General features: G+C 60.2%; 20 protein-coding genes and 1 riboswitch. Of the genes, 10 read left to right on the top strand and 10 right to left on the bottom strand.

Features of this window, described 5'->3' with window-relative positions:
• Positions 1-14 precede the first annotated feature (14 nt).
• Entirely contained in the window at positions 15-935 is a 921-nt protein-coding gene (locus PSH96_RS27350; protein WP_305456338.1) for a LysR substrate-binding domain-containing protein, read from the bottom strand.
• Positions 936-972: 37 nt separating this feature from the next.
• Positions 973-1,125, bottom strand: a complete 153-nt coding sequence (locus tag PSH96_RS27345; protein WP_305456336.1) for a hypothetical protein — start codon at positions 1,123-1,125, stop codon at positions 973-975.
• A 338-nt stretch (positions 1,126-1,463) separates the two neighbouring features.
• Here PSH96_RS27345 and PSH96_RS27340 point away from each other — a divergent pair, with 338 nt between their 5' ends.
• Positions 1,464-2,081: a hemolysin III family protein gene (locus PSH96_RS27340; RefSeq protein WP_017139425.1), complete on the top strand. Its 618-nt coding sequence runs from the start codon at positions 1,464-1,466 to the stop codon at positions 2,079-2,081.
• Between the two features lie 123 nt (positions 2,082-2,204).
• On the opposite strand, the gene PSH96_RS27335 is transcribed toward PSH96_RS27340, so the two are convergent.
• Positions 2,205-3,107, bottom strand: a complete 903-nt coding sequence (locus tag PSH96_RS27335) for a LysR family transcriptional regulator (protein ID WP_305456333.1) — start codon at positions 3,105-3,107, stop codon at positions 2,205-2,207.
• 108 nt (positions 3,108-3,215) lie between these two features.
• On the opposite strand from PSH96_RS27335, the gene PSH96_RS27330 reads away from it, so the two are divergent.
• From PSH96_RS27330 to PSH96_RS27320, 3 genes are read left to right on the top strand one after another with little or no spacing between them, the layout of a single operon-like run.
• Positions 3,216-4,457: a D-amino acid dehydrogenase gene (locus PSH96_RS27330; protein WP_305456331.1), complete on the top strand. Its 1,242-nt coding sequence runs from the start codon at positions 3,216-3,218 to the stop codon at positions 4,455-4,457.
• A gap of 10 nt (positions 4,458-4,467) precedes the next feature.
• Positions 4,468-4,818, top strand: coding sequence for a RidA family protein (locus PSH96_RS27325; protein ID WP_017139422.1), 351 nt, complete (start codon positions 4,468-4,470; stop codon positions 4,816-4,818).
• A gap of 24 nt (positions 4,819-4,842) precedes the next feature.
• A complete protein-coding gene (locus PSH96_RS27320) occupies positions 4,843-5,745 on the top strand; it encodes a transporter substrate-binding domain-containing protein (RefSeq protein ID WP_305456329.1) in 903 nt (300 codons plus the stop codon).
• Between the two features lie 130 nt (positions 5,746-5,875).
• Here the strand turns inward: PSH96_RS27320 and PSH96_RS27315 are convergent, their stop codons facing one another.
• Together PSH96_RS27315 and PSH96_RS27310 are read right to left on the bottom strand one after the other, a co-directional pair.
• Entirely contained in the window at positions 5,876-6,595 is a 720-nt protein-coding gene (locus PSH96_RS27315) for a 16S rRNA (uracil(1498)-N(3))-methyltransferase (RefSeq protein ID WP_305456327.1), read from the bottom strand.
• A gap of 129 nt (positions 6,596-6,724) precedes the next feature.
• Positions 6,725-8,131 carry an adenosylmethionine--8-amino-7-oxononanoate transaminase gene (locus tag PSH96_RS27310; RefSeq protein ID WP_305456326.1) on the bottom strand — a complete coding sequence of 469 codons (1,407 nt, stop codon included), beginning with the start codon at positions 8,129-8,131 and terminating at the stop codon, positions 6,725-6,727.
• A gap of 273 nt (positions 8,132-8,404) precedes the next feature.
• Here PSH96_RS27310 and PSH96_RS27305 point away from each other — a divergent pair, with 273 nt between their 5' ends.
• Together PSH96_RS27305 and PSH96_RS27300 are read left to right on the top strand one after the other, a co-directional pair.
• Entirely contained in the window at positions 8,405-8,956 is a 552-nt protein-coding gene (locus PSH96_RS27305; protein ID WP_305456324.1) for a cytochrome b, read from the top strand.
• A gap of 32 nt (positions 8,957-8,988) precedes the next feature.
• Complete coding sequence (locus PSH96_RS27300; RefSeq protein WP_305456322.1) at positions 8,989-9,567, top strand: YceI family protein; 579 nt, start codon at positions 8,989-8,991, stop codon at positions 9,565-9,567.
• A gap of 61 nt (positions 9,568-9,628) precedes the next feature.
• On the opposite strand, the gene PSH96_RS27295 is transcribed toward PSH96_RS27300, so the two are convergent.
• Positions 9,629-10,513 carry a LysR substrate-binding domain-containing protein gene (locus PSH96_RS27295; RefSeq protein ID WP_305456320.1) on the bottom strand — a complete coding sequence of 295 codons (885 nt, stop codon included), beginning with the start codon at positions 10,511-10,513 and terminating at the stop codon, positions 9,629-9,631.
• A 127-nt stretch (positions 10,514-10,640) separates the two neighbouring features.
• Here PSH96_RS27295 and PSH96_RS27290 point away from each other — a divergent pair, with 127 nt between their 5' ends.
• On the top strand, positions 10,641-11,015 hold the full coding sequence (locus tag PSH96_RS27290) for a nuclear transport factor 2 family protein (RefSeq protein ID WP_305456318.1): 375 nt from the start codon (positions 10,641-10,643) through the stop codon (positions 11,013-11,015).
• Between the two features lie 61 nt (positions 11,016-11,076).
• Here PSH96_RS27290 and PSH96_RS27285 read toward each other — a convergent pair whose 3' ends face one another.
• From PSH96_RS27285 to ahcY, 4 genes are all read right to left on the bottom strand, one after another.
• Positions 11,077-12,969, bottom strand: coding sequence for a DEAD/DEAH box helicase (locus PSH96_RS27285; protein WP_305456316.1), 1,893 nt, complete (start codon positions 12,967-12,969; stop codon positions 11,077-11,079).
• 222 nt (positions 12,970-13,191) lie between these two features.
• Positions 13,192-13,983 (bottom strand): ABC transporter substrate-binding protein, encoded by a 792-nt coding sequence (locus tag PSH96_RS27280; protein ID WP_305456315.1) that lies wholly within the window; start codon positions 13,981-13,983, stop codon positions 13,192-13,194.
• A 129-nt stretch (positions 13,984-14,112) separates the two neighbouring features.
• A complete protein-coding gene (gene metF, locus PSH96_RS27275) occupies positions 14,113-14,958 on the bottom strand; it encodes a methylenetetrahydrofolate reductase [NAD(P)H] (protein WP_058420740.1) in 846 nt (281 codons plus the stop codon).
• Positions 14,959-15,164: 206 nt separating this feature from the next.
• Positions 15,165-16,574, bottom strand: a complete 1,410-nt coding sequence (gene ahcY, locus PSH96_RS27270; RefSeq protein ID WP_064454507.1) for an adenosylhomocysteinase — start codon at positions 16,572-16,574, stop codon at positions 15,165-15,167.
• Positions 16,575-16,595: 21 nt separating this feature from the next.
• Positions 16,596-16,701: riboswitch (S-adenosyl-L-homocysteine riboswitch) on the bottom strand.
• Positions 16,702-16,899: 198 nt separating this feature from the next.
• Between ahcY and PSH96_RS27265 the strand changes: the two genes are divergently transcribed.
• From PSH96_RS27265 to PSH96_RS27255, 3 genes are all read left to right on the top strand, one after another.
• A complete protein-coding gene (locus PSH96_RS27265; RefSeq protein ID WP_016977737.1) occupies positions 16,900-17,292 on the top strand; it encodes an acyl-CoA thioesterase in 393 nt (130 codons plus the stop codon).
• Positions 17,293-17,391: 99 nt separating this feature from the next.
• Positions 17,392-19,299: a patatin-like phospholipase family protein gene (locus tag PSH96_RS27260; protein WP_305456314.1), complete on the top strand. Its 1,908-nt coding sequence runs from the start codon at positions 17,392-17,394 to the stop codon at positions 19,297-19,299.
• Positions 19,300-19,370: 71 nt separating this feature from the next.
• Entirely contained in the window at positions 19,371-20,255 is an 885-nt protein-coding gene (locus tag PSH96_RS27255; protein WP_305456313.1) for a formate/nitrite transporter family protein, read from the top strand.
• The last annotated feature ends 2 nt before the right edge of the window (positions 20,256-20,257 follow it).

Here is a 20,257-nt window from a genome sequence, read left to right as displayed (position 1 = left end):
GCGAAAGCGGTCTGTCAGACTGAAACCTGGCGATTGGCATACATCCGACACTCCGCCAGCAACGCCAGCAAATTCGGATCACGCTCCTTGGCCTTCAAGAACACCACGCCAATATGCTGCTGCAACCGATACCGGGGTTGCAGCGGTATGAGCTTCACGCGGTTCTCATACACCGCTGCAATGCGCCCTGGCAGCAACGCATAACCCACGCCTGAACTGACCATGCTCAGCAGCGTGAAAATGTCGTTCACCTGCATCGCCACCTTCGGCTCGAACCCCGCCTGCTTGAACACCCGATTGCCGTCCTGATGGGTGGCGAAGCCTTGGGTGAGGGTAATGAAGGTGGCGTCGCGCACATCCGCCAGGTCGATCTGCTGCTCGCGGTCGAAGGGTGAATCGGCCGGTGTGGCGAGAAAGATGTCGTCGGAAAACAGCGCGATCTGTTCGCAGTCGGGGTCGTTGGCATGGTCGTCGAGGGAGATCAGGATCGCGTCCACCTCCATGTTCTTGAGCTTGTACAGCAGGTCGAAGTTGGAGCCCAGAATCAGGTCGATATTGAGTTCGCTGCGCCTGATTTTCAGGCCCATGATCAGTTGCGGCACAGTTTTGACCGTCAGCGAATACAGCGAGCCCAGTTTGAAACGCTCCGCGGAAAACCCGGCGGCTTCGCGGGTCAGGCGCACGCTGTCGACCACGTCGGCCACCAGCTTTTGGGCGCGTTCTTCCAGCACGTAGGCGCTTTCCAGCGGGGTGAGGTTGCGCCCTTCGTGTTTGAACAACGGGCAGCGCAGCGCATTTTCCAGCGAGTGAATAGCACGGTGCACGCTGACGTTGCTGGTTTGCAACTCGGCAGCGGCGCGGGCGAGGTTGCCGGTGCGCATGAACGCCAGGAAGATTTCCAGCTTCTTGAGGGTGAATTCTTCGTCGATCAGCATGGCCGTGGCTCGGGTTCGAATACCATCGATTGTGCCCCTAAAACCCGTTCACTCCCAGCCATGCGCTGCACAGGCCCAGCACCAGGCAGGTGGTGTTGTTTTCCAGGCTGTTGATCAGGATGTAGCTGGCGGCCAGGATAAGGCTGATGTGGCTGCACGACGTCGTGGGGCCACCACTGGGTATAGGCAAAACCGGCCAACACGGCGATCACCGAAGGGAACAGGTACAGCCCGCGCACGGTCACAATCGCACCCGGCAAGCCATGCAGATGGCGATATTGGGGCCGGGCCATGGAGATTGCCGTATGTGGGAGCTGGCTTGCCTGCGATGAGGTCTGTCAATTATTGAATGATGGGCTGACACACCGCTATCGCAGGCAAGCCAGCTCCCACAGGACTCAGTGAGTGATCCATCGGCAGGGGGTCGTTGGGCAAATGAAGAAATGCGTGTTACCTGCAACAGTGCCGGTAGCGTCAGAATGGTCCTGGCACAACCATGTGGTAACGGTTATTCGAGGTGAGTGACACATGTATCACGGGGAACGATTCAACGCCTGGAGCCACTTGGCCGGGGCGGTTGCCGCTTTTGTCGGCGCAGTGTGGATGTTGGTGGTGGCGAGCCTGGACGGCAGCCCCTGGAAGATCGTCAGTGTGGCGATTTATGGTTTTACCCTGCTGGTGCTGTACAGCGCGTCCACCGTGTACCACAGCGTGCAGGGGCGGCGAAAAGAGATCATGCAGAAGGTTGATCACTTTTCGATCTACCTGCTGATTGCCGGCAGTTACACACCCTTTTGCCTGGTGACGCTGCGCGGGCCGTGGGGTTGGACGCTGTTTGGAATCGTGTGGGGGCTGGCGGTGATCGGCATTTTGCAGGAGATCAAGCCAAGGTCTGAGGCGCGGATTCTGTCGATTGTGATCTATGCGGTGATGGGCTGGATTGTGCTGGTGGCGGTCAAGCCATTGATTGCCGCGCTGGGCACGGCGGGGTTTATCTGGCTGGCGTCGGGCGGGGTGTTGTACACCGTCGGCATCATCTTTTTCGCCCTGGAGGATCGCCTGCGCCATTCCCATGGGATCTGGCATTTGTTTGTGATCGGCGGCAGTTTGCTGCACTTTGTGGCGATCATGCACTACGTGCTCTGACCTGTGGGAGCTGGCTTGTGTGGGAGCTGGCTTGTGTGGGAGCTGGCTTGCCTGCGATAGCGTCGGCACATTCAATACCGCTATCGCAGGCAAGCCAGCTCCCACATTGGATAGGTGGTGTTTTTAGAGGCGATCCAGCAATTCGCGGGCGCGCTTGCCGAAGATCTGCAACAGGTTCGCCAACATATGCGGCGGCGGCTCATCAGCGCGGGTCAGGGCGTACAGCGTGATCGGCAATGGCGGCGTCAGCGGGCGAATGCAGGTAGTCGCCGTCGACGCGCCGAGGGCGGTAAACGGGTCGATCACCGTCAACCCGGCGCCTGACTCCACCATCGCCCGGGCCAGGGAATAGGTCTGTACGGCAATGCTCACCCGTGGCGGTGGGTCGACGTTTTCCAGGTAGCTGTCGAGCTTGGCGGCCAACGGGTCGGCACTGGACAGGCCAACCAGTGGCGCACCCGCCAGGTCAGCCAAGGGCAGTGGCTTGCTCAACTGCGCATCCGACCAATAGCCCTTGGACGCCAACGCCACTAACACGCCGTTGGCCAGCACCTGCGTGGTAAGCCCCGGATGGCCGGAGAAGTTCAGCGTCAGCGCCAGGTCAATCTCACGCATCAACAGCTTCTGCACCAGCTCGCGGCTATGGTCGCTGGACAGTTCACAGGCAATGTCCGGGTAGTCGCGCTTCCATTCCAGAATGGCCGGCGGCAGCAACGACAGGGCCAGGGCTGGAATCGCACCAATACGCACACTTTGGCCCGGCTTGCGGCGCAGGCTCTTGGCCAGGCGCCGCACGCCTTGCAGGCTTTCGGTGACTTTCTCGACTTCGCTTTCCAGCGCCAGCGCTTCCGGTGTGGGCTGCAGTTTGCCGCGCACCCGTAGAAACAGCGGAAAGCCCAGCTGCAACTCGGCGTGCTGCAACACCTTGGTCACCGCCGGTTGCGAAACGTGCAACAGCTGCGCGGCGGCGCTGACGGAGCCGGTCTGGCGGATCGCCTGGAAGATTTCGATATGACGCAGGCGCATGGCAAGTCCATAACCTTTGTTTATAGGTGACCCATCTTTATTCATTGTCGGCGGCCTGTCACCTGGCCCTAGGCTTGGGGCCAGTCAATTCAACAGCGGGTGGCAGCAATGGCCAAGCGGGTTTGCATCATCGGTGGTGGCGTTATCGGCTTGGCGAGTGCCTACGCCCTGGTGCGTGCAGGCCATGAAGTGACAGTGATCGACGCGCGGGACAGCCTGGGCAGCGAGACCAGTTTCGCCAACGGCGGGCAGCTCTCCTACCGTTATGTCGCGCCGTTGGCCGACAAAGGTGTGCCGCTGCAAGCCATCGGCTGGTTGTTGCGCGGTGATTCGCCGCTGAAGCTGCGCCCACGCCTCGACCCGCAGCAATGGCGCTGGATGGCGGCCTTTATCGGCGCCTGCCGTGGCTCGGTGAACAAACGCAATGCTGCGCACCTGCTGCGCCTGGCGTCCTTGAGCCAGGCCACGCTGGAGCAATGGCGCGAAGGCGATCGCCTGGAGGGCTTCGATTGGCGCCGCAACGGCAAACTGGTGACGTTTCGTAACGCCGCGTCCTTTGAGCATGCGCGCAGCAAGGTCACCCATAGCGTGCAGCAACAGGTGATGTCCGCCGCCGATTGTGCGCACTTGGAGCCAGCGTTAGTGGGCGCCGACTTTCTCGGTGGCATCTACACGCCGAACGAGGAGGTGGCTGACTGTCACGCCTTCTGCCAACGGCTGGCGGCCCGGCTCGAAGCCTCGGGGCGCTGCAGGTTTTTGCTGGGCCGCAAGGTTACTCGCATACGCCACGCCGACGGCGCGGTGCAGGCCATCGAGTTGGGTGACGAGGTGATGGCGGTGGATCAACTGGTGCTGGCGGCCGGGCATCGCAGCGCGCAATTGGGTTTGCCTGGGTTGTCATTGCCACTGTATCCGCTCAAGGGCTACAGCCTGAACGTGCCGATTGGCGCGCATCACCAGGCGCCGAACGTGAGTGTCACCGACTATGACCGCAAGATCGTGTATGCGCGCATCGGCGAGCAACTGCGGGTCGCGGCCATGGTGGATATCGTCGGCTTTGATGCAGGCCTTGAGCCCAAGCGACTGGCGCTGATGAAACGCCAGGCCATGGAGACATTCCCAACGGCCGGCGATTACACCCACGCCGTCGAGTGGGCCGGCATGCGCCCGGCAACGCCTACCGGCGTGCCGCTGATCGGCGCCAGCGCCTATCGCAACCTGTGGTTGAACCTGGGCCACGGCGCCCTGGGTTTTACCCTGGCCTGCGGCAGCGGCCAATTGCTGGCCGAACTGATCAGCGAACACGCGCCTTCCATCGATATGCAGGGCCTCACGCCCCGCGCCGCTTAAGGATACAGCCATGACCATCACTCGAATCAGCAGCAACGAGCGCCTCTCTGGCGCCGTCACCTTCAAGGACTTGGTGTTCCTCTCGGGCCAGGTGCCGGGCGACGGCCAGGATGTGGCCACGCAAACCCGCGAAGTACTGGCCAGGATCGACGCACTGCTGGCGCAAGCCGGCAGCGACAAGGATCACGTGCTCAACGCCACGATTTACCTCAAAGACATCGGCAGCGGTTTTGCACCCATGAATGAAGTGTGGTCCGCGTGGTTGTCGCCGGGCATGGCGCCGACACGCACCACCTTGCAGGCCGAACTGGCGCGCCCGACGGTGCTGGTGGAAATCAGCGTGATTGCTGTACGTAAATAACCAAAAGACCAACGGAGAATAACAATGAAAAAAATCCTGTTGACCGGCTGCACCCTGGGGCTGTTGTTTGGCGCACAGGTTCAGGCCAATCAAGCCCCGCTGGACGGCACCTTGAGCAAGATCGCGAATGCCAAGTCGATCACCTTGGGTTATCGCGATGCCTCGGTGCCGTTTTCCTACGTGGGCGATGGCAGCGGTACGCCCATGGGCTATTCGGTGGAGTTGGCGAACAAGATCGTTGAGCGCGTCCAGCAGAAAGTCGGGGTGGCCAAGCTGAATGTGAAGTACAACCTGGTGACCTCTCAGACCCGTATTCCGCTGGTGCAGAACGGCACCGTCGACCTGGAATGCGGTTCCACCGGTGTGACCGCCGAGCGGCAGAAGCAGGTGGCGTTTTCCTACGGGTTTATCTATGTGAAGGGCCAACTGCTGACCGCCAAGGACAGCGGCATCCAGGGTTTTGAAGACCTCGCGGGCAAGAACGTGGTGACCACGGCCGGCACCACCAATGAACGCTTTCTCAAGAGCTATAACGCTGACCACAAGGCCAATATGTTTGTGATCAGCGCCAAGGACCATGGCGAAGCGTTCAAAATGCTCGAGACCGGCCGCGCAGTGGCGTTCTACATGGATGATGCGCTGCTCTACGGCGAGCGTGCCAAGGCCCGTGACCCGCACCATTGGGCCGTAGTGGGCAAGGAACAATCGCGGGAAATCTACAGCTGCATGCTGCGCAAGGACGACCCGCAGTTTCTCGCCGTGGTCAACGAAACGCTCGCCGACCTGTACCGCTCCGGGGAGATCAACGGGATTTATCAGCGCTGGTTTGAACAGCCGATTCCGCCCAAGGGCCTGAACCTGGAGTTCCCGATGACCAGCGAGTTGAAGGCGATTATTGCCAAGCCGGTGAGTGATCCGGTGGAGTGATAGACGCAATTCAAATGTGGGAGCGGGCTTGCTCGCGAATACGGTGTATCAGTAGCAGATGTACCGACTGACAGGTTGCATTCGCGAGCAAGCCCGCTCCCACAGTTTTGATTGGGTTTGCACGGTAAGGTTAGAAGTCGCCCCAGAGTTGCTGGGCCACGCTCAATGCGACGACCGGCGCGGTTTCGGTGCGCAGCACCCGCGGGCCGAGGCGGGCGGCGTGGAAGCCGGCGTTTTGGGCAGCGTGTACTTCAGCGTCGGTCAACCCGCCTTCAGGCCCGATCAGGAACGCCAGGCTCGCTGGCTTGGCGTGGCTGACCATCGGCTCGGCCACCGGGTGCAGCACCAGCTTCAAATCCGCCTCGGCTTGCTTCAACCAGTCGGCCAGTAACAGCGGCGGGTGAATCACCGGCACTGTCGAACGCCCGCATTGCTCGCAGGCGCTGATCGCCACCTGGCGCCAGTGCAGCAGGCGTTTGTCGGCGCGTTCATCCTTCAGGCGTACTTCGCAGCGGTCGCTGAAGATCGGCGTGATTGCATTCACACCCAATTCGGTGGCTTTCTGAATCGCCCAATCCATGCGCTCGCCCCGGGAAAGGCCTTGGCCGAGGTGGATGTGCAGCGGTGATTCGGCCTGGCCCGCAAAGCGTTCCGTGAGTTGCACGGTGACGCGTTTTTTACCGACCTCCAGCAAGGTGCCGAGAAACTCCTGGCCTGAGCCGTCGAACAATTGCACGGCATCGCCTTCGCCCATGCGCAATACGCGGCTGATGTAGTGCGCCTGGGCTTCGGGCAATTCATGCTCGCCGATGCTGAGCGGGGTGTCGGTGAAAAAACGGGACAGTCTCATTTCTGTTCTCTGAAAAAATACAAAACCTGTGGGAGCGGGCTTGCCCGCGAAAGCGGTGGGTCAGTCAACATCAATGTTTGCTGGGCCGACGTCTTTGCGGGCAAGCCCGCTCCCACATTTGAGTGATGGTCAGCCGGGATCGCGAAAGCCTGGGTGAAAGTCCTTCGGCACTGCAACGCTGACTTTATCGTTGGTGGCGATATCGATGCCTTCACTGGCGACTTCTGCCAGGAAGTCGATCTGCTCCGGCGTAATCACATACGGCGGCAGGAAATACACCACGCTGCCCAACGGCCGCAGTAGGGCGCCGCGTTCCAGCGCATGCTCGAACACCTTCAAACCACGGCGTTCCTGCCACGGGTAGGCGGTTTTGGTGGCTTTGTCCTGGACCATCTCGATGGCCAGCACCATGCCGGTCTGGCGTACTTCCGACACGTGCGGGTGGTCCACCAGGTGCGCGGTGGCGGTGGCCATGCGCTGGGCCAGGGCCTTGTTATTTTCGATGACGTTGTCTTCTTCGAAAATATCCAGGGTCGCCAAGGCTGCCGCGCACGCCAGCGGGTTGCCGGTGTAGCTGTGGGAATGCAGGAAGGCGCGCAGCGTCGGGTAGTCGTCGTAAAACGCTTCGTACACATCGTCGGTGGTGACAACCGCCGCCAATGGCAAGTAACCACCGGTGAGGGCTTTGGACAGGCACAAAAAGTCCGGGCGGATACCGGCTTGCTCACAGGCGAACATGCTGCCGGTGCGGCCGAAGCCCACGGCGATTTCGTCGTGGATCAGGTGCACGCCATATTTGTCGCAGGCTTCGCGCAGCAGCTTGAGGTACACCGGGTGGTACATGCGCATGCCGCCGGCGCCCTGGATCAGCGGCTCGACGATCACGGCGGCGACGCTGGCGTGGTGCTCGGCCAGGGTCTGTTCCATGGCCAGGAACATCGTGCGCGAATGCTCTTCCCAGCTCATGCCCTCGGGGCGCAGGTAGCAATCCGGGCTCGGCACCTTAATGGTGTCCAACAGCAGGGCTTTATAGGTCTCGGTAAACAACGGCACATCACCCACCGACATCGCGGCAATGGTTTCGCCGTGGTAGCTGTTGGTCAGGGTGACGAAGCGTTTTTTATTCGGCAGGCCACGGTTGAGCCAGTAGTGAAAGCTCATCTTCAGCGCGACTTCGATGCACGACGAGCCATTGTCGGCGTAGAAGCAGCGCGTCAGGCCCTCGGGCGTCATCGCCACCAGGCGCTCCGACAACTCGATCACCGGCTGGTGGCTGAAACCGGCGAGGATCACGTGCTCCAGCTGATCCACCTGGTCCTTGATGCGCTGGTTGATGCGCGGGTTGGCGTGGCCGAACACATTCACCCACCAGGAACTGACGGCATCGAGGTAGCGCTTGCCTTCGAAGTCTTCCAGCCATACGCCTTCGCCGCGCTTGATCGGGATCAGCGGCAGTTGCTGGTGGTCTTTCATCTGGGTGCAGGGATGCCACAGCACCGCGAGGTCGCGTTGCATCCACTGGTTATTCAAGCCCATCGGTTATCTCCTCGAAGCGGTCCTGCGCCCGGCGCAGGCGAAACAATCGCGCAAGCCTATGCAATGCCAGGCGGCGTCACAACCCATTACGGATGAATTGGCAGTAAAGGCAGGACGATCTGTCACGTTTCTTGGGAATAGTCCTTAATCCATTGTTAACGTACTGTGCATACTCTCTTGATCGTATTTCTCGATATTTCAAAGCGAAATTTTCCGCTTTAATTCGATAGGTAAATCGCTAGTCTTGGGCACAGTTCTTACGGGATTTGGGACATGCAGCTACGTAATTCATCGGCCCGTTATGGTTGGGTCAGCATTGTTTTGCACTGGGGCGTTGCCCTGGTGGTGTTCGGTTTGTTCGCGCTGGGCCTGTGGATGGTCGGCCTCGACTACTACAGTGCCTGGCGCAAAGACGCGCCCGACCTGCACAAGAGCATTGGCATTACGCTGTTCGCCATCATGCTGGTGCGTATCGTCTGGCGCATTGTCAGCCCACCGCCACCGCCGTTGGCCAGCTACAGCCGAATGACGCGTATGGGCGCTGCGTTTGGCCACGCGTTCCTGTATCTCGGGCTGTTTGCCGTGATGATCGCCGGTTACCTGATTTCCACCGCAGACGGTGTCGGTATCCCAGTGTTTGGCCTGTTTGAGATTCCTGCCGTGGTTTCCGGGCTACCGGACCAGGCAGATAACGCCGGCTTGGTGCACCTGTACCTGGCCTGGGTATTGGTGGTCTTCGCCGGTTTGCATGGCGTGGCTGCGTTTAAACACCACTTTATCGATCGTGATGCGACCCTGACGCGAATGCTGGGACGCAAAGCCTGATGTTCAACCTCGACTCACAAGGAATAGAAAGCATGTTGAAAAAGACTCTCGCCGCTCTGGCAATCGGTTCTGCTCTGCTGTCCGCTGGTTCGGCGATGGCCGCTGACTACAAGATCGACAAGGAAGGCCAGCACGCCTTCATCGACTGGAAAATCAGCCACCTGGGCTACAGCTACATCCACGGTACCTTCAAGGACTGGGACGGTACCTTCAGCTGGGATGCCGCCAAGCCGGAAGCCAGCAAAATTGCTGTTGACGTGAAAACCGCCAGCCTGTGGTCCAACCACGCAGAGCGTGACAAGCATATCGCCAGCAAGGACTTCCTGGACGTTGGCAAGTTTGCCGACGCCAAGTTCGTCTCCACCGCGGTTAAATCCACCGGCGAAAAAACCGCTGATGTAACCGGCGACCTGACCTTCCACGGCGTGACCAAGCCTGTGACCTTCAAGGCCACGTTCAATGGTGAAGGCAAAGATCCATGGGGCGGCGAACGTGCTGGCTTCAACGCCACCACCACGTTGAACCTGAATGACTTCGGCATCAAAGGCCCAGGCCCGTCTTCCCAGACCGTGGACCTGGACATCTCGCTGGAAGGTGTGAAAGCGAAGTAATTATTTCGCTGCTTCAAACGCCAAGCGCCGACCTCAGGGTCGGCGTTTTGCTGTGCAGTGTTTAAAGGCTTTCTTGATACGTCTTCACTTGGTCCTTGAGCCAGTTATGCAACAACGTCAGTTGCGCCGAAGGCTTGCTGCCGGCGGGCCAGACCAGGTAGTAGCGTGAAGTGTGCGCCGGCTCAATGTCGGTGAGCCGGACCAGTTCCCCGCGTTGAATCAGCGCATGGGCAATGGAGCGGCGGGTCAATGCGACGCCGTGCCCGAGCCGCACAGCTTCGAGCATCAATGTGGAGTCGGTGAACTCCAGCGGCGCTTGCGGACGTTGCTCTTCGATACCTGCGGCGCCCAGCCAGATCGGCCAGCTCTCACTGGCATGCAGCAATGGTTGCTCAAGGACGGCTTGCGCCGTGTCCGGCAGCACGCCGTGGTTGAAGTCGCGCGCGGCGACCACCAGCAATGAGTCGCCCATCAACGTTTCGCAATGCACATCCGGCCACTGGCCATGGCCGAAGCGAATCGCGCAATCGAGCGGGCCTTGCTCGAAGCTGGCGAACTCCATGCTCGACTCCAGCCGCAAGTGCAGCTCGGGGTGAGCCGCCCTGAAATCATGCAGGCGCGGCAACAACCAATGCATGGCGTAGGAAGGCAACACCGAAGCGGTCAGCTGTGGGTGCCGGGTTTTAGCCATCAGTTTTTCGGTGATCCCGGCGATCTCGCCCAGCCCCTGCCTGATCTGGTAGGCATACACGCGGCCTTCGTCTGTCAGCATCAGCGTGCGTTTGTTGCGCATGACCAACGCGAGGCCCAGGTACTCCTCAAGCGCGCGAATCTGGTGGCTGACGGCACTGTGGGTCACGTGCAGTTCGAGGGCAGCCAGGTTCACCTTGCCTAATCGGGCCAAGGCCTCGAAGGCGCGCAGCGCGGCGAGTGGGGGCAGTTTCAATGTGTGAATTCCTTTCACAAAAAAGCCTAATAATAGCCGCTATACGTCAACTGAGCAGGCTACCGATAATGGCGGCACGTTATTTAATCAAATAACACCGTGCTGAAATTGTCGGGAGACGCGAGCCATGATTGATGAAATTCAAGCGTTTTTGAAAGATTACTTTAGTGTGCTGCAAACTCAGGATTTGAATAAATTCGATCAAGTCTTTCATCGTGGCTGCGTGTTATACAGCGCACAGAACTCGACCGTGGTCGTGCGGCCGTTCGATGAATACCGGACCATGGTTCAAGGCCGAAAGTCGCCGCAGGAAGGCGGTTTTCCGCAGCTTGACGAGGTGTTGATGATCGACGTGATGTCGCCGGAAATGGCCATCGTCAAAGTGCGTTTGCGCTTGTTCAATAACGTGATGGTTGATTATTTGAACCTGATGAAAGTTGACGGTCGCTGGATGATCTTCGCCAAACTTTTTCATAAGGCCGGTGAAGTGGCTGATCAATAAGCTTCTGCCTGGATGCAAAAACGCCCCGATTAATCGGGGCGTTTTTGTTAGCGTCGAAAACTCAGCGGTTGCGGGTCAGCAACGCAGGTTTTTCACCACGAGGGCGGCCTGGCAGTTGATCCAGCTGCTCAGGTGTCGGGAAGCGATCCGCTTTCGACTCCTTGTGGATGATTTTCGGCGCCGGGCCACCGCGCGGGTTCTGCACGGCGGGTTCCGACAAGCGTGGCTGGTCGTCACGGGCCGGGCGGCGGTTGTTGCTGCGCGAGTCTTCGCGACGGGCTTGGCCGTCACGTGGCGCGCCATTACGCGGGCCGTTGCGCTTGGCAGGTGGGGTACCGGTGGTACCGCCGCTGCTGTTGCGTGGGCCATTTTGACGACCGCCCTGTGGCTGGCCGCCACGTGGAGCGCCCGTGCCTGCGCCCGCACCTTGTGCCGGGGCACCTGGGCGGCGGCCACGGCCTTGGGCCGGCTTGGCCTGGGGCACGTAGTCAACGCGGTTACCGAAGTTATCCACATCGTCATCGAGGAACTCGTCCGGGGCGCGGTCGGCGGCGGCGCGTGGCGGCTGGCTCGGCTGGCGCTGTTCGCGGGCCGGGGTGCCTTCACGGGGCTTCTGCTCACGGGCTGGGCGTTCGCCACGGCCGTTGGTAGGCGCTTTTTCCTTGCCGCCTTTGTCTTTGCCCTTGTCGCGACGACCACCGCCACCACCGCCGCCGTTCGGGCCATCGCCCTTCGGACCGCGTGGGTTGCGTGGGTTACGCACGTCCGGACGCTCGCGCGCTTCAGGCTTTTCGGCCTCCACGGCGCTGGAGTCGAAGCCCATCAGGTCGCCGTCGGCGATTTTCTGCTTGGTCATGCGCTCGATGCTTTTCAGCAGTTTTTCTTCGTCCGGAGCGACCAGGGAAATGGCCTCGCCCGAACGACCGGCACGGCCGGTACGGCCGATACGGTGCACGTAATCTTCATCGACGTTCGGCAGCTCGAAGTTGACCACGTGTGGCAATTGGTCGATATCCAGGCCGCGTGCGGCGATATCGGTGGCGACCAGGATACGCACACTGCCGGCCTTGAAGTCGGCCAGGGCTTTGGTGCGCGCGTTCTGGCTCTTGTTACCGTGGATGGCGACGGCGGTGAGGCCGTGCTTGTCCAGGTATTCGGCCAGACGGTTGGCGCCGTGCTTGGTGCGGGTAAACACCAGTACCTGTTCCCAAGCGCCGTGGGTGATCAGGTGCGCGAGCAGCGAGCGCTTGTGGCTGGCGGCCAGACGGAACACGCGTTGCTCGATACGCTCGACCGTGGTGTTCGGCGGCGTGACTTCGATGCGTTCCGGGTTGTGCAGCAGCTTGCCGGCCAGGGCGGTGATGTCCTGGGAGAACGTTGCCGAGAACAGCAGGTTCTGACGTTTGGCCGGCAGGCGGGCGAGGACCTTTTTCACGTCATGGACAAAGCCCATGTCGAGCATGCGGTCGGCTTCGTCCAGCACGAGGATTTCCACGTGGGACAAGTCGACGCTGCCTTGGCCGCACAGGTCGAGCAAACGACCCGGGCAGGCGACCAGCACGTCAACACCACGGGACATGGCCTGAACCTGTGGGTTCATGCCGACGCCGCCGAAGATGCAGGCGCTGACGAACTTCAAGTCGCGGGCGTACAGCTTGAAGCTGTCGTGCACCTGAGCGGCGAGTTCGCGGGTTGGGGTCAGGACCAGTACGCGCGGTTGGCGCGGGCCGTGACGCTGGGATTTGTCCGGGTGACCGTTGGGGAACAACCGCTCCAGAATCGGGAGGGCGAAACCACCGGTTTTACCAGTACCTGTCTGCGCCGCAACCATCAGGTCGCGACCTTGCAACACGGCGGGAATGGCCCGCTGTTGCACCGGAGTAGGCTCGGTATAGCCCGCTGCCTCGATGGCGCGGACTAAAGCCTCGGAGAGACCGAGGGAAGCAAAGGACATGAGTAATCCTGTTTTAGTTAGGGCTTGGCCCAAAGGGATAATCTTGCCGGGCGTGAATGGCGCTTAGGGGAGCGCAACCCCGTCCGGTCCTGCTGCGTCTGGCGGGCACTCCACCGGCTCGCGCGGGCTGCAAAGCTGCGCAGTAGCTGGGTTAGGTGCCTTTTTCAAGACCTCAGCGGCCGGGCGTGAGCCTGGCGGAAAGGCCGGAGTATAACAGAGCAATCACGGCGCGCCGCTTTCCTGCTGCTCAACGGTGTGTTCGGAGGCCGTTATTGCTTGGATTCCCCCATATTTGGCGCTTAAGGCCGCGTAGGCAGGTTCTTGCTTGAAGCGCTTGAGCTCGGCGGCAAAGCGCTGCACCAGCAGGTCCATGCCGGCGCCCCGGCGCACGGCCAGAAATTGCGGTTGGCGGCTGACCACCAGCGGCGCCTGGCTGACTTTGCCTTCCAGGCCCATGGCCTTGATCACATGCTGGCCGACGCGACGGTCCGTAATCACCAGGTCAATGCGGCCCAGCGACAGTTTGCCGAAGTTGGCCTCATGACTGGGCGCCGGCTCGCGGTCGAACAGGCTGGATTCGCTGAAGGCCTCGCCATACAGATAGCCCGGCGACGTGCCGACTGTCAGCCCGCGCAGTTCACCCAGGGTCTGGGCCGGATGAGGGCGGTCGTTGGCATAGAACAGCACGAACTCGACAGCCGACAACGGTTCGCTGGGGTAAAGCAGCAAGGCGTCGCGCTCATGGCTGTGGAAAATATCCAGCGCGCCATCGGCGTGGCCCTGATCCAGCATGGCCAGGCAGCGTTTCCAGGGCAGGAATTGCCACTCTACATCCACCCCCAGGCGTTGGAACACGATCATCGTGGTTTCGTAATCCAGGCCGCGCATGCTGCCGTTGTCTTCGTATACATAAGGCGCCCAAGGCTCGGTGACAATGCGCAATTTCTCGCCGTAAGCGGTGAAGCTCAGGCAAGTAAAAAGCACAGTGGTCAACAGCTTGAGAATGACGGGCATACCCTGAGGTTACGATGCCCCAGCATTAAAGAGAAGCTCTGGCACACGCATTCGCGGGCAAGTTGATGTGGCGCATTAAAAGCAAAAGGCCCTCGTATAAACGAGGGCCTTGGCATTACCAAATAAGCCTTAGCGTGGCAGCTTGAGGTTATTCCAGATCGCCAGGCTGGGTTCCGTCTGGTTCAGGGTGTAGAAGTGCAACCCTGGTGCGCCACCCTGCAGCAATTGTTCACACATCTGCGTGATCACCTGCTCGCCGAACGCCTGGATGCTCTTGACGTCATCGCCATAAGCTTCCAGTTGCTTGCGCACCCAGCGTGGGATTTCAGCACCGCAGGCGTCGGAGAAACGCGCCAGCTTGCTGTAGTTGGTGATCGGCATGATGCCCGGCACGATAGGGATATTTACACCCATGGCCCGTACACGCTCGACAAAGTAGAAGTAGCTGTCGGCGTTGAAGAAGTACTGGGTGATCGCACTGTCGGCGCCGGCATTGGCCTTGCGCACGAAATTCTGCAGATCGTCTTCGAAATTACGCGCCTGTGGGTGCATCTCCGGGTAAGCCGCCACTTCGATGTGGAAGTGATCGCCGCTTTCTTCACGGATGAAGCTCACCAGGTCATTGGCGTAGCGCAGCTCACCGCTGGCCATGCCCATGCCGGATGGCAGGTCGCCACGCAGGGCGACAATGCGCTTGATGCCGGCTTGTTTGTATTGGGTCAGCAGGCTGCGCAGGTCGGCCTTGCTGTCGCCCACGCACGACAAGTGCGGAGCGGCGGGAACTTTGACTTCGCTTTCGAGCTGCAGCACGGTGTTGATCGTGCGGTCACGGGTCGAGCCGCCGGCGCCGTAGGTGCAGGAGAAGAAGTCGGGGTTGAAGCTGGCCAACTGCTTGGCAGTGGCCATCAGTTTTTCATGCCCAGCATCGGTCTTGGTCGGGAAGAACTCGAAGCTGTAGCGACGGTCTTGGGACATGGTTAATACCCTTGGAAACTCATAAAACCGAAGAGGCCTCCCCCTGTTGGAGAGAGCTTTATGTGGCGAGGGAGCTTGCTCCCGCTGGGCTGCGTAGCGGCCCCCAAAATCTTGGGAGCGCTTCGCACTGGAGCGCCAGCCCGGTCCAGCGGGAGCAAGCTCCCTCGCCACAACAAGCCCGCCCCCAATGCTGCGGGGGCGGTTACTTAGTAACGGTAAGCGTGCGGCTTGAACGGACCTTCAACGGTCACGCCGATGTAGTCGGCCTGGGTCTTGGTCAGTTGAGTCACCACGCCGCCGAAGCCGCGGACCATTTCCAGGGCCACTTCTTCGTCGAGTTTCTTCGGCAATACTTCCACGGTCAGGCGCTCGGCTTTCTGGGCCGGCGACAGGTCGGCGTACTTCTGGCCGAACAGGAAGATCTGCGCCAGTACCTGGTTGGCGAACGAGCCGTCCATGATGCGGCTTGGGTGGCCGGTGGCGTTACCCAGGTTAACCAGGCGGCCTTCAGCCAGCAGGATCAGGTAGTCGTCGTTCTGCGGGTCGAAATCGCCAGCGCCGGTACGGTGAACCTTGTGTACCTGCGGCTTCACTTCTTCCCATGCCCAGTTCTTGCGCATGAAAGCGGTGTCGATTTCATTGTCGAAGTGACCGATGTTGCAGACCACGGCGCGCTTCTTCAGGGCTTTGAGCATGTTTGCGTCGCAAACATTCACGTTACCGGTGGTGGTCACGATCAGGTCGATCTTGCCCAGCAGGGCTTTGTCGATGCTCGCTTCGGTGCCGTCATTGACGCCATCGATGAACGGCGAAACCACTTCGAAACCGTCCATGCAGGCTTGCATGGCGCAGATAGGGTCAACTTCGGAAACTTTAACGATCATGCCTTCCTGGCGCAGGGACTGGGACGAACCCTTGCCCACGTCGCCGTAGCCGATCACCAGGGCTTGCTTGCCCGACAGCAGGTGGTCGGTGCCGCGCTTGATAGCATCGTTGAGGCTGTGACGGCAGCCGTACTTGTTGTCGTTCTTGCTCTTGGTCACCGAGTCGTTGACGTTGATAGCCGGGATTTTCAGCTCGCCCTTGGCCAGCATGTCCAGCAGGCGGTGCACGCCGGTGGTGGTTTCTTCGGTCACGCCGTGAACACGGTCCAGAATCTGCGGGTATTTCTTGTGCAGCAGCTCGGTCAGGTCGCCGCCGTCGTCGAGGATCATGTTAGCGTCCCATGGCTTGCCATCTTTGAGGATGGTTTGCTCCAGGCACCACTCGTACTCTTCTTCGGTTTCGCCTTTCCAGGCGTAAACCGCGATGCCGGCAGCAGCGATAGCAGCAGCGGCCTGGTCTTGAGTCGAGAAAATGTTGCAGGACGACCAGCGTACTTCGGCACCCAGGGCAACCAGGGTTTCGATCAGCACGGCAGTCTGAATGGTCATGTGGATGCAGCCGAGGATCTTCGCGCCTTTGAGCGGCTGCTCAGCAGCGTACTTGCGGCGCAGACCCATCAGGGCTGGCATTTCGGATTCGGCGATAAAGGTTTCGCGACGGCCCCAGGCGGCGAGGGACATGTCGGCGACTTTGTAGTCGGTAAAACCTGCAGGCGTAATTACAGCGCTCATGAAGAGCCTCCATTCGTAGTGTGCGAATGGGCGCCGTTGTGCGTTTAGTATCCAGCTGGCTAACCAGGCCGGACAACGCCCCATCCGAGCCTGACAGGTTGAACCTGCTGCAGCGCCCCTCGGACAGGTGGCGGGAGAACGGTATCAACCGAAGATGACCGTTTTGAAGCGGTGGCGATTATAGCCGTGTGCGCGGCACTTCCCAAGCCTTTCTGTCGGCCACATGCAGATCGTGCATGGGCGTGATAGGCAATGGCGCATAGAGCTTGGGCGCGGGCTCTGCCATGATGATGCCCATCATTTCGCAAGACGCATTGGAGTGACCATGAACTTCCACACCCGCAAATGGGTAAAACCCGAAGACCTCAACCCCAACGGCACCCTGTTCGGCGGTAGCCTGCTGCGCTGGATCGACGAAGAAGCGGCCATCTACGCGATTGTTCAATTGGGCAACCAGCGCGTGGTGACCAAGTACATCTCCGAAATCAACTTCGTCAGCGCCTCGCGTCAGGGCGACATCATCGAATTGGGCATCACCGCCACCGAGTTCGGCCGCACCTCGATCACCCTGACCTGTGAAGTGCGCAACAAGATCACCCGCAAGAGCATCCTCACTGTGGAGAAAATGGTCTTCGTCAACCTCGGCGAAGACGGTTTGCCCGCGCCGCACGGGCGTACTGAGATCAAATATGTGAAAGACCAGTTTCAGGATGAGTAACTTCACCACCGCTTGATTTGCATTACCAAATAATTCTGCGCGGATCCTTCCGAGGCCCTCTCGTCACTCAGGACTACATCCTGATGAGAGTGCTTTCGTATGAAAATTTCCCCTCCAGCGTCTCCTCAATCCGCGATTGGTGATACACCGACGTTGCGACCCGTCCAGCAAGACGCAACGAAGTCGGTACTGCTGCACGAAGCCGGCGAGCGCAAGGTAACCCTCAGCCGCGATGACCAGGGCCGTGTCGAGATGACGTTGGCTCCCCCTCCTGTGACGCAACTGGTACTCAGCGGTGGCGGTGCCAAGGGTGTCGCCTTCCCAGGTGCCGTCAAGGCGCTGGAAGACAACGGCGCCATGATCGGTGTCCGGACTGTTTCGGGGTCGTCGGCGGGGGCGATTTCCGCCGCGCTTCTGGCCAGTGGCATGACGGCGGACGAATTCACGAAGCTGTCAAACAGCCTTGATTTGTCAGCCCTGATGAACAGTGACAACCCGCTTTTGCGCAAGCTTCAGGAAGCGGGTTCAGCGGTAGGTAAATGGCTAGGCAATTTCAGCGAAAAACTGCAAACAGCCTTTACCGTGCTGCCTCGCCTGGGAACTGCAGCTGAGCGCCTGGAGGAGCTGGTACGGACCCAGTCACGCGCCACGGTATTGGCGCGCATTGCTGAGTCACCCTCCAAGGCGGAGCTGCCGCAGGTGAAGGCCATTGCGGACAAACTCAGTGCAGGTGGAGTGGTCACGTTCTCGGATTTGCACGTACTCAGTCAGCACATCCCAACCATCAAGGCGCTTAACATCACCGGCACCGGCACGTTCGAGGGGCGCTCGCAATTGGTGGTATTCAATGCGAGCCTGACCCCGGACATGGACATTGCACGGGCTGCGCATATTTCCGCAGCCTTGCCGGTGGTGTTCAAGGCGCCGGTAGAGCAGGGTCACGGGTTCCAGGTAGACGGCGAGAAAGCGTCATTCCAGGACGGCGGGTTAATGCTCAATACACCGGTGGACGGTCTTTACCAGCGCCAGTTTCCGAACAGCCCGCTGGATCACACCGAGCAACTGATTCTGACGTTCGAGACAATCCCTCTTCAGTCCCGAGGCACCCACGCCAGCGCCGCCGCAGACAAGGCTCTGGGTTTGAACTTCACGGCGAATGAGCAGCTCAACCAGGCCAGGCTTAATAAGGGCTATGCGGATCAGACCGTGGTGATACCGCTTAAAACAGAGCAGGGTGATTACAGCAGCTTTTTCAGCGGGACCGTCAACTTCGCCGTGCCGGAGGAGGCGAAAAAAAGCCTGCAGGATAATACGCGCACCGCAGTGACCGGCCACCTTGAACGTCGATCCCAGGTTCGCGAGCATCACCATTTTGCATCCATCGAAAGTGCCGTGCTGGCGATGAGCGACGAGATGCTCGCCAATCTCGAGGGCGCGCTGTCGAAGGACGAAGGCTCACGTGATGTGCTGCTTTTCAGGCGGCAAGCCACGGAGGTATTGGCGCAAGTTGACCAGGCCATCGTTGAAGCGAACCTGGCCAGTGAGCGCTTGGTAATCACCCCGCGCCTGGCGTCTGCGCTGCGTAATCTGGATGCGCTCGTGACTCATCCGGCGTATGCAGAGTGGTTGGCCAAGCAACTTCACGCGCCTGACAGCGCCAACTTCCAGCAGCTATTGCAGGTCACTGCAAAGCTGCCGCGTGACTCTGTGTCTCGGGTACTGCTCGGTGCGGTGGATGAAATGCGCAGGCGCGACGTTGCAGTAGTTGCCGGCAATTTCATTCGCGACGTGATTTACCCCGCGCTGTTCCAGCCAGACCAGCCTGATTCAAATGTCGAGCTGCTGCGCCGTGCAGAGCGTGATTTGGGCAAGGCAGCCACACCGGAAGCGGTCAATCGGGTGCTCGATGAGCTTATTGAGCGGTATGCGGTGCGCGGCAAAATCTCGGAAACGTTATCGTCTTCCACGCTGGTGGAAAAGGCCAAGGCCTGGCGCATGCGGGTTTAGTGAACGGGCCACTGAACAGCCATCGTCACGGGGTGTCGTAGCTACAGGCACCCCACGGACTCTGGATCATCATGGCCACTCAAGCAGACGGCAAAACCCCCAACCTGTCGCAGGAAGAGCAGCAGGACGTGGACAAAAACCAGCCGCCTCGCGCGGCTGTACTGCACGAAATCATCCGTACCCAAGGCGACCAGGAACTGGAGCGCAATGTGGCGGCGCTGTGGTGGTCGGCATTGGCGGCCGGCCTGACCATGGGCCTGTCGCTGATGGGCATGGGGTTGCTCAACTCGCGCCTGCCGGACGGCGAAGGGTTCAAGGTGATCGCCAGCTTTGGTTACTGCGCAGGCTTCCTGGCGGTGATCCTTGCGCGCCAGCAATTGTTCACCGAAAACACCCTGACCGCCGTGCTGCCGGTGATGAGCAAGCCGACGCTGGCCAATGCCGGCCGCCTGTTGCGGTTGTGGACGGTGGTGCTGGTGGGCAACCTGTGTGGCACCTTGCTGGTGGCCTACGTGATGCTGCACCTGCCGATCTTCGACACCAAGACCGACATGGCCTTCCTCGAAATCGGCCGCAAGGTCATGGAAAACGACCCCGGCCAGATGTTCGCCAAGGGCATTATTTCCGGCTGGATGATCGCCACCATGGTGTGGATGATCCCGTCCATGGAAAGCGCGAAGATGTTCATCATTATCCTGATCACCTACCTCATGGCGCTGGGCGACTTCACCCACATCGTCGTCGGCTCGGCGGAAGTGTCGTACCTGGTGTTTGCCGGCGAGCTGCCGTGGAAGGATTTCTGGCTGGTGTTCGCCGGGCCGACCCTGGCGGGCAATATCATCGGCGGCAGTTTTATCTTTGCGTTGATCAGCCATGCGCAGATTCGTAGTGAGAGCAGCTTGCCGGGCAAGCCCGCAGACCCGCGCCATCCCCAGCGGGTGAACAAGGACGAGTAAGC

Origin of the sequence: Pseudomonas sp. FP2338 (assembly GCF_030687515.1) — a bacterium.
Taxonomy (GTDB): Bacteria; Pseudomonadota; Gammaproteobacteria; order Pseudomonadales; family Pseudomonadaceae; genus Aquipseudomonas; species Aquipseudomonas salomonii.
Note: the sequence above shows the minus strand (reverse complement) of the source record. Positions and strands in the feature narration are given on the sequence as shown.

Excerpts from the sequence above, each read along its gene's own strand:
- PSH96_RS27310 (WP_305456326.1), bottom strand. The coding sequence starts at position 8,131 with ATGGGCTTGAATAACCAGTGGATGCAACGCGACCTCGCGGTGCTGTGG.
- ahcY (WP_064454507.1), bottom strand. The coding sequence starts at position 16,574 with ATGAGCGCTGTAATTACGCCTGCAGGTTTTACCGACTACAAAGTCGCC.
- PSH96_RS27265 (WP_016977737.1), top strand. The coding sequence starts at position 16,900 with ATGAACTTCCACACCCGCAAATGGGTAAAACCCGAAGACCTCAACCCC.
- PSH96_RS27335 (WP_305456333.1), bottom strand. The coding sequence starts at position 3,107 with ATGCGCCTGCGTCATATCGAAATCTTCCAGGCGATCCGCCAGACCGGC.
- PSH96_RS27325 (WP_017139422.1), top strand. The coding sequence starts at position 4,468 with ATGACCATCACTCGAATCAGCAGCAACGAGCGCCTCTCTGGCGCCGTC.
- PSH96_RS27350 (WP_305456338.1), bottom strand. The coding sequence starts at position 935 with ATGCTGATCGACGAAGAATTCACCCTCAAGAAGCTGGAAATCTTCCTG.
- PSH96_RS27285 (WP_305456316.1), bottom strand. The coding sequence starts at position 12,969 with ATGTCCTTTGCTTCCCTCGGTCTCTCCGAGGCTTTAGTCCGCGCCATC.
- PSH96_RS27260 (WP_305456314.1), top strand. The coding sequence starts at position 17,392 with ATGAAAATTTCCCCTCCAGCGTCTCCTCAATCCGCGATTGGTGATACA.
- metF (WP_058420740.1), bottom strand. The coding sequence starts at position 14,958 with ATGTCCCAAGACCGTCGCTACAGCTTCGAGTTCTTCCCGACCAAGACC.
- PSH96_RS27340 (WP_017139425.1), top strand. The coding sequence starts at position 1,464 with ATGTATCACGGGGAACGATTCAACGCCTGGAGCCACTTGGCCGGGGCG.
- PSH96_RS27305 (WP_305456324.1), top strand. The coding sequence starts at position 8,405 with ATGCAGCTACGTAATTCATCGGCCCGTTATGGTTGGGTCAGCATTGTT.
- PSH96_RS27300 (WP_305456322.1), top strand. The coding sequence starts at position 8,989 with ATGTTGAAAAAGACTCTCGCCGCTCTGGCAATCGGTTCTGCTCTGCTG.
- PSH96_RS27290 (WP_305456318.1), top strand. The coding sequence starts at position 10,641 with ATGATTGATGAAATTCAAGCGTTTTTGAAAGATTACTTTAGTGTGCTG.
- PSH96_RS27255 (WP_305456313.1), top strand. The coding sequence starts at position 19,371 with ATGGCCACTCAAGCAGACGGCAAAACCCCCAACCTGTCGCAGGAAGAG.
- PSH96_RS27320 (WP_305456329.1), top strand. The coding sequence starts at position 4,843 with ATGAAAAAAATCCTGTTGACCGGCTGCACCCTGGGGCTGTTGTTTGGC.
- PSH96_RS27315 (WP_305456327.1), bottom strand. The coding sequence starts at position 6,595 with ATGAGACTGTCCCGTTTTTTCACCGACACCCCGCTCAGCATCGGCGAG.
- PSH96_RS27280 (WP_305456315.1), bottom strand. The coding sequence starts at position 13,983 with ATGCCCGTCATTCTCAAGCTGTTGACCACTGTGCTTTTTACTTGCCTG.
- PSH96_RS27330 (WP_305456331.1), top strand. The coding sequence starts at position 3,216 with ATGGCCAAGCGGGTTTGCATCATCGGTGGTGGCGTTATCGGCTTGGCG.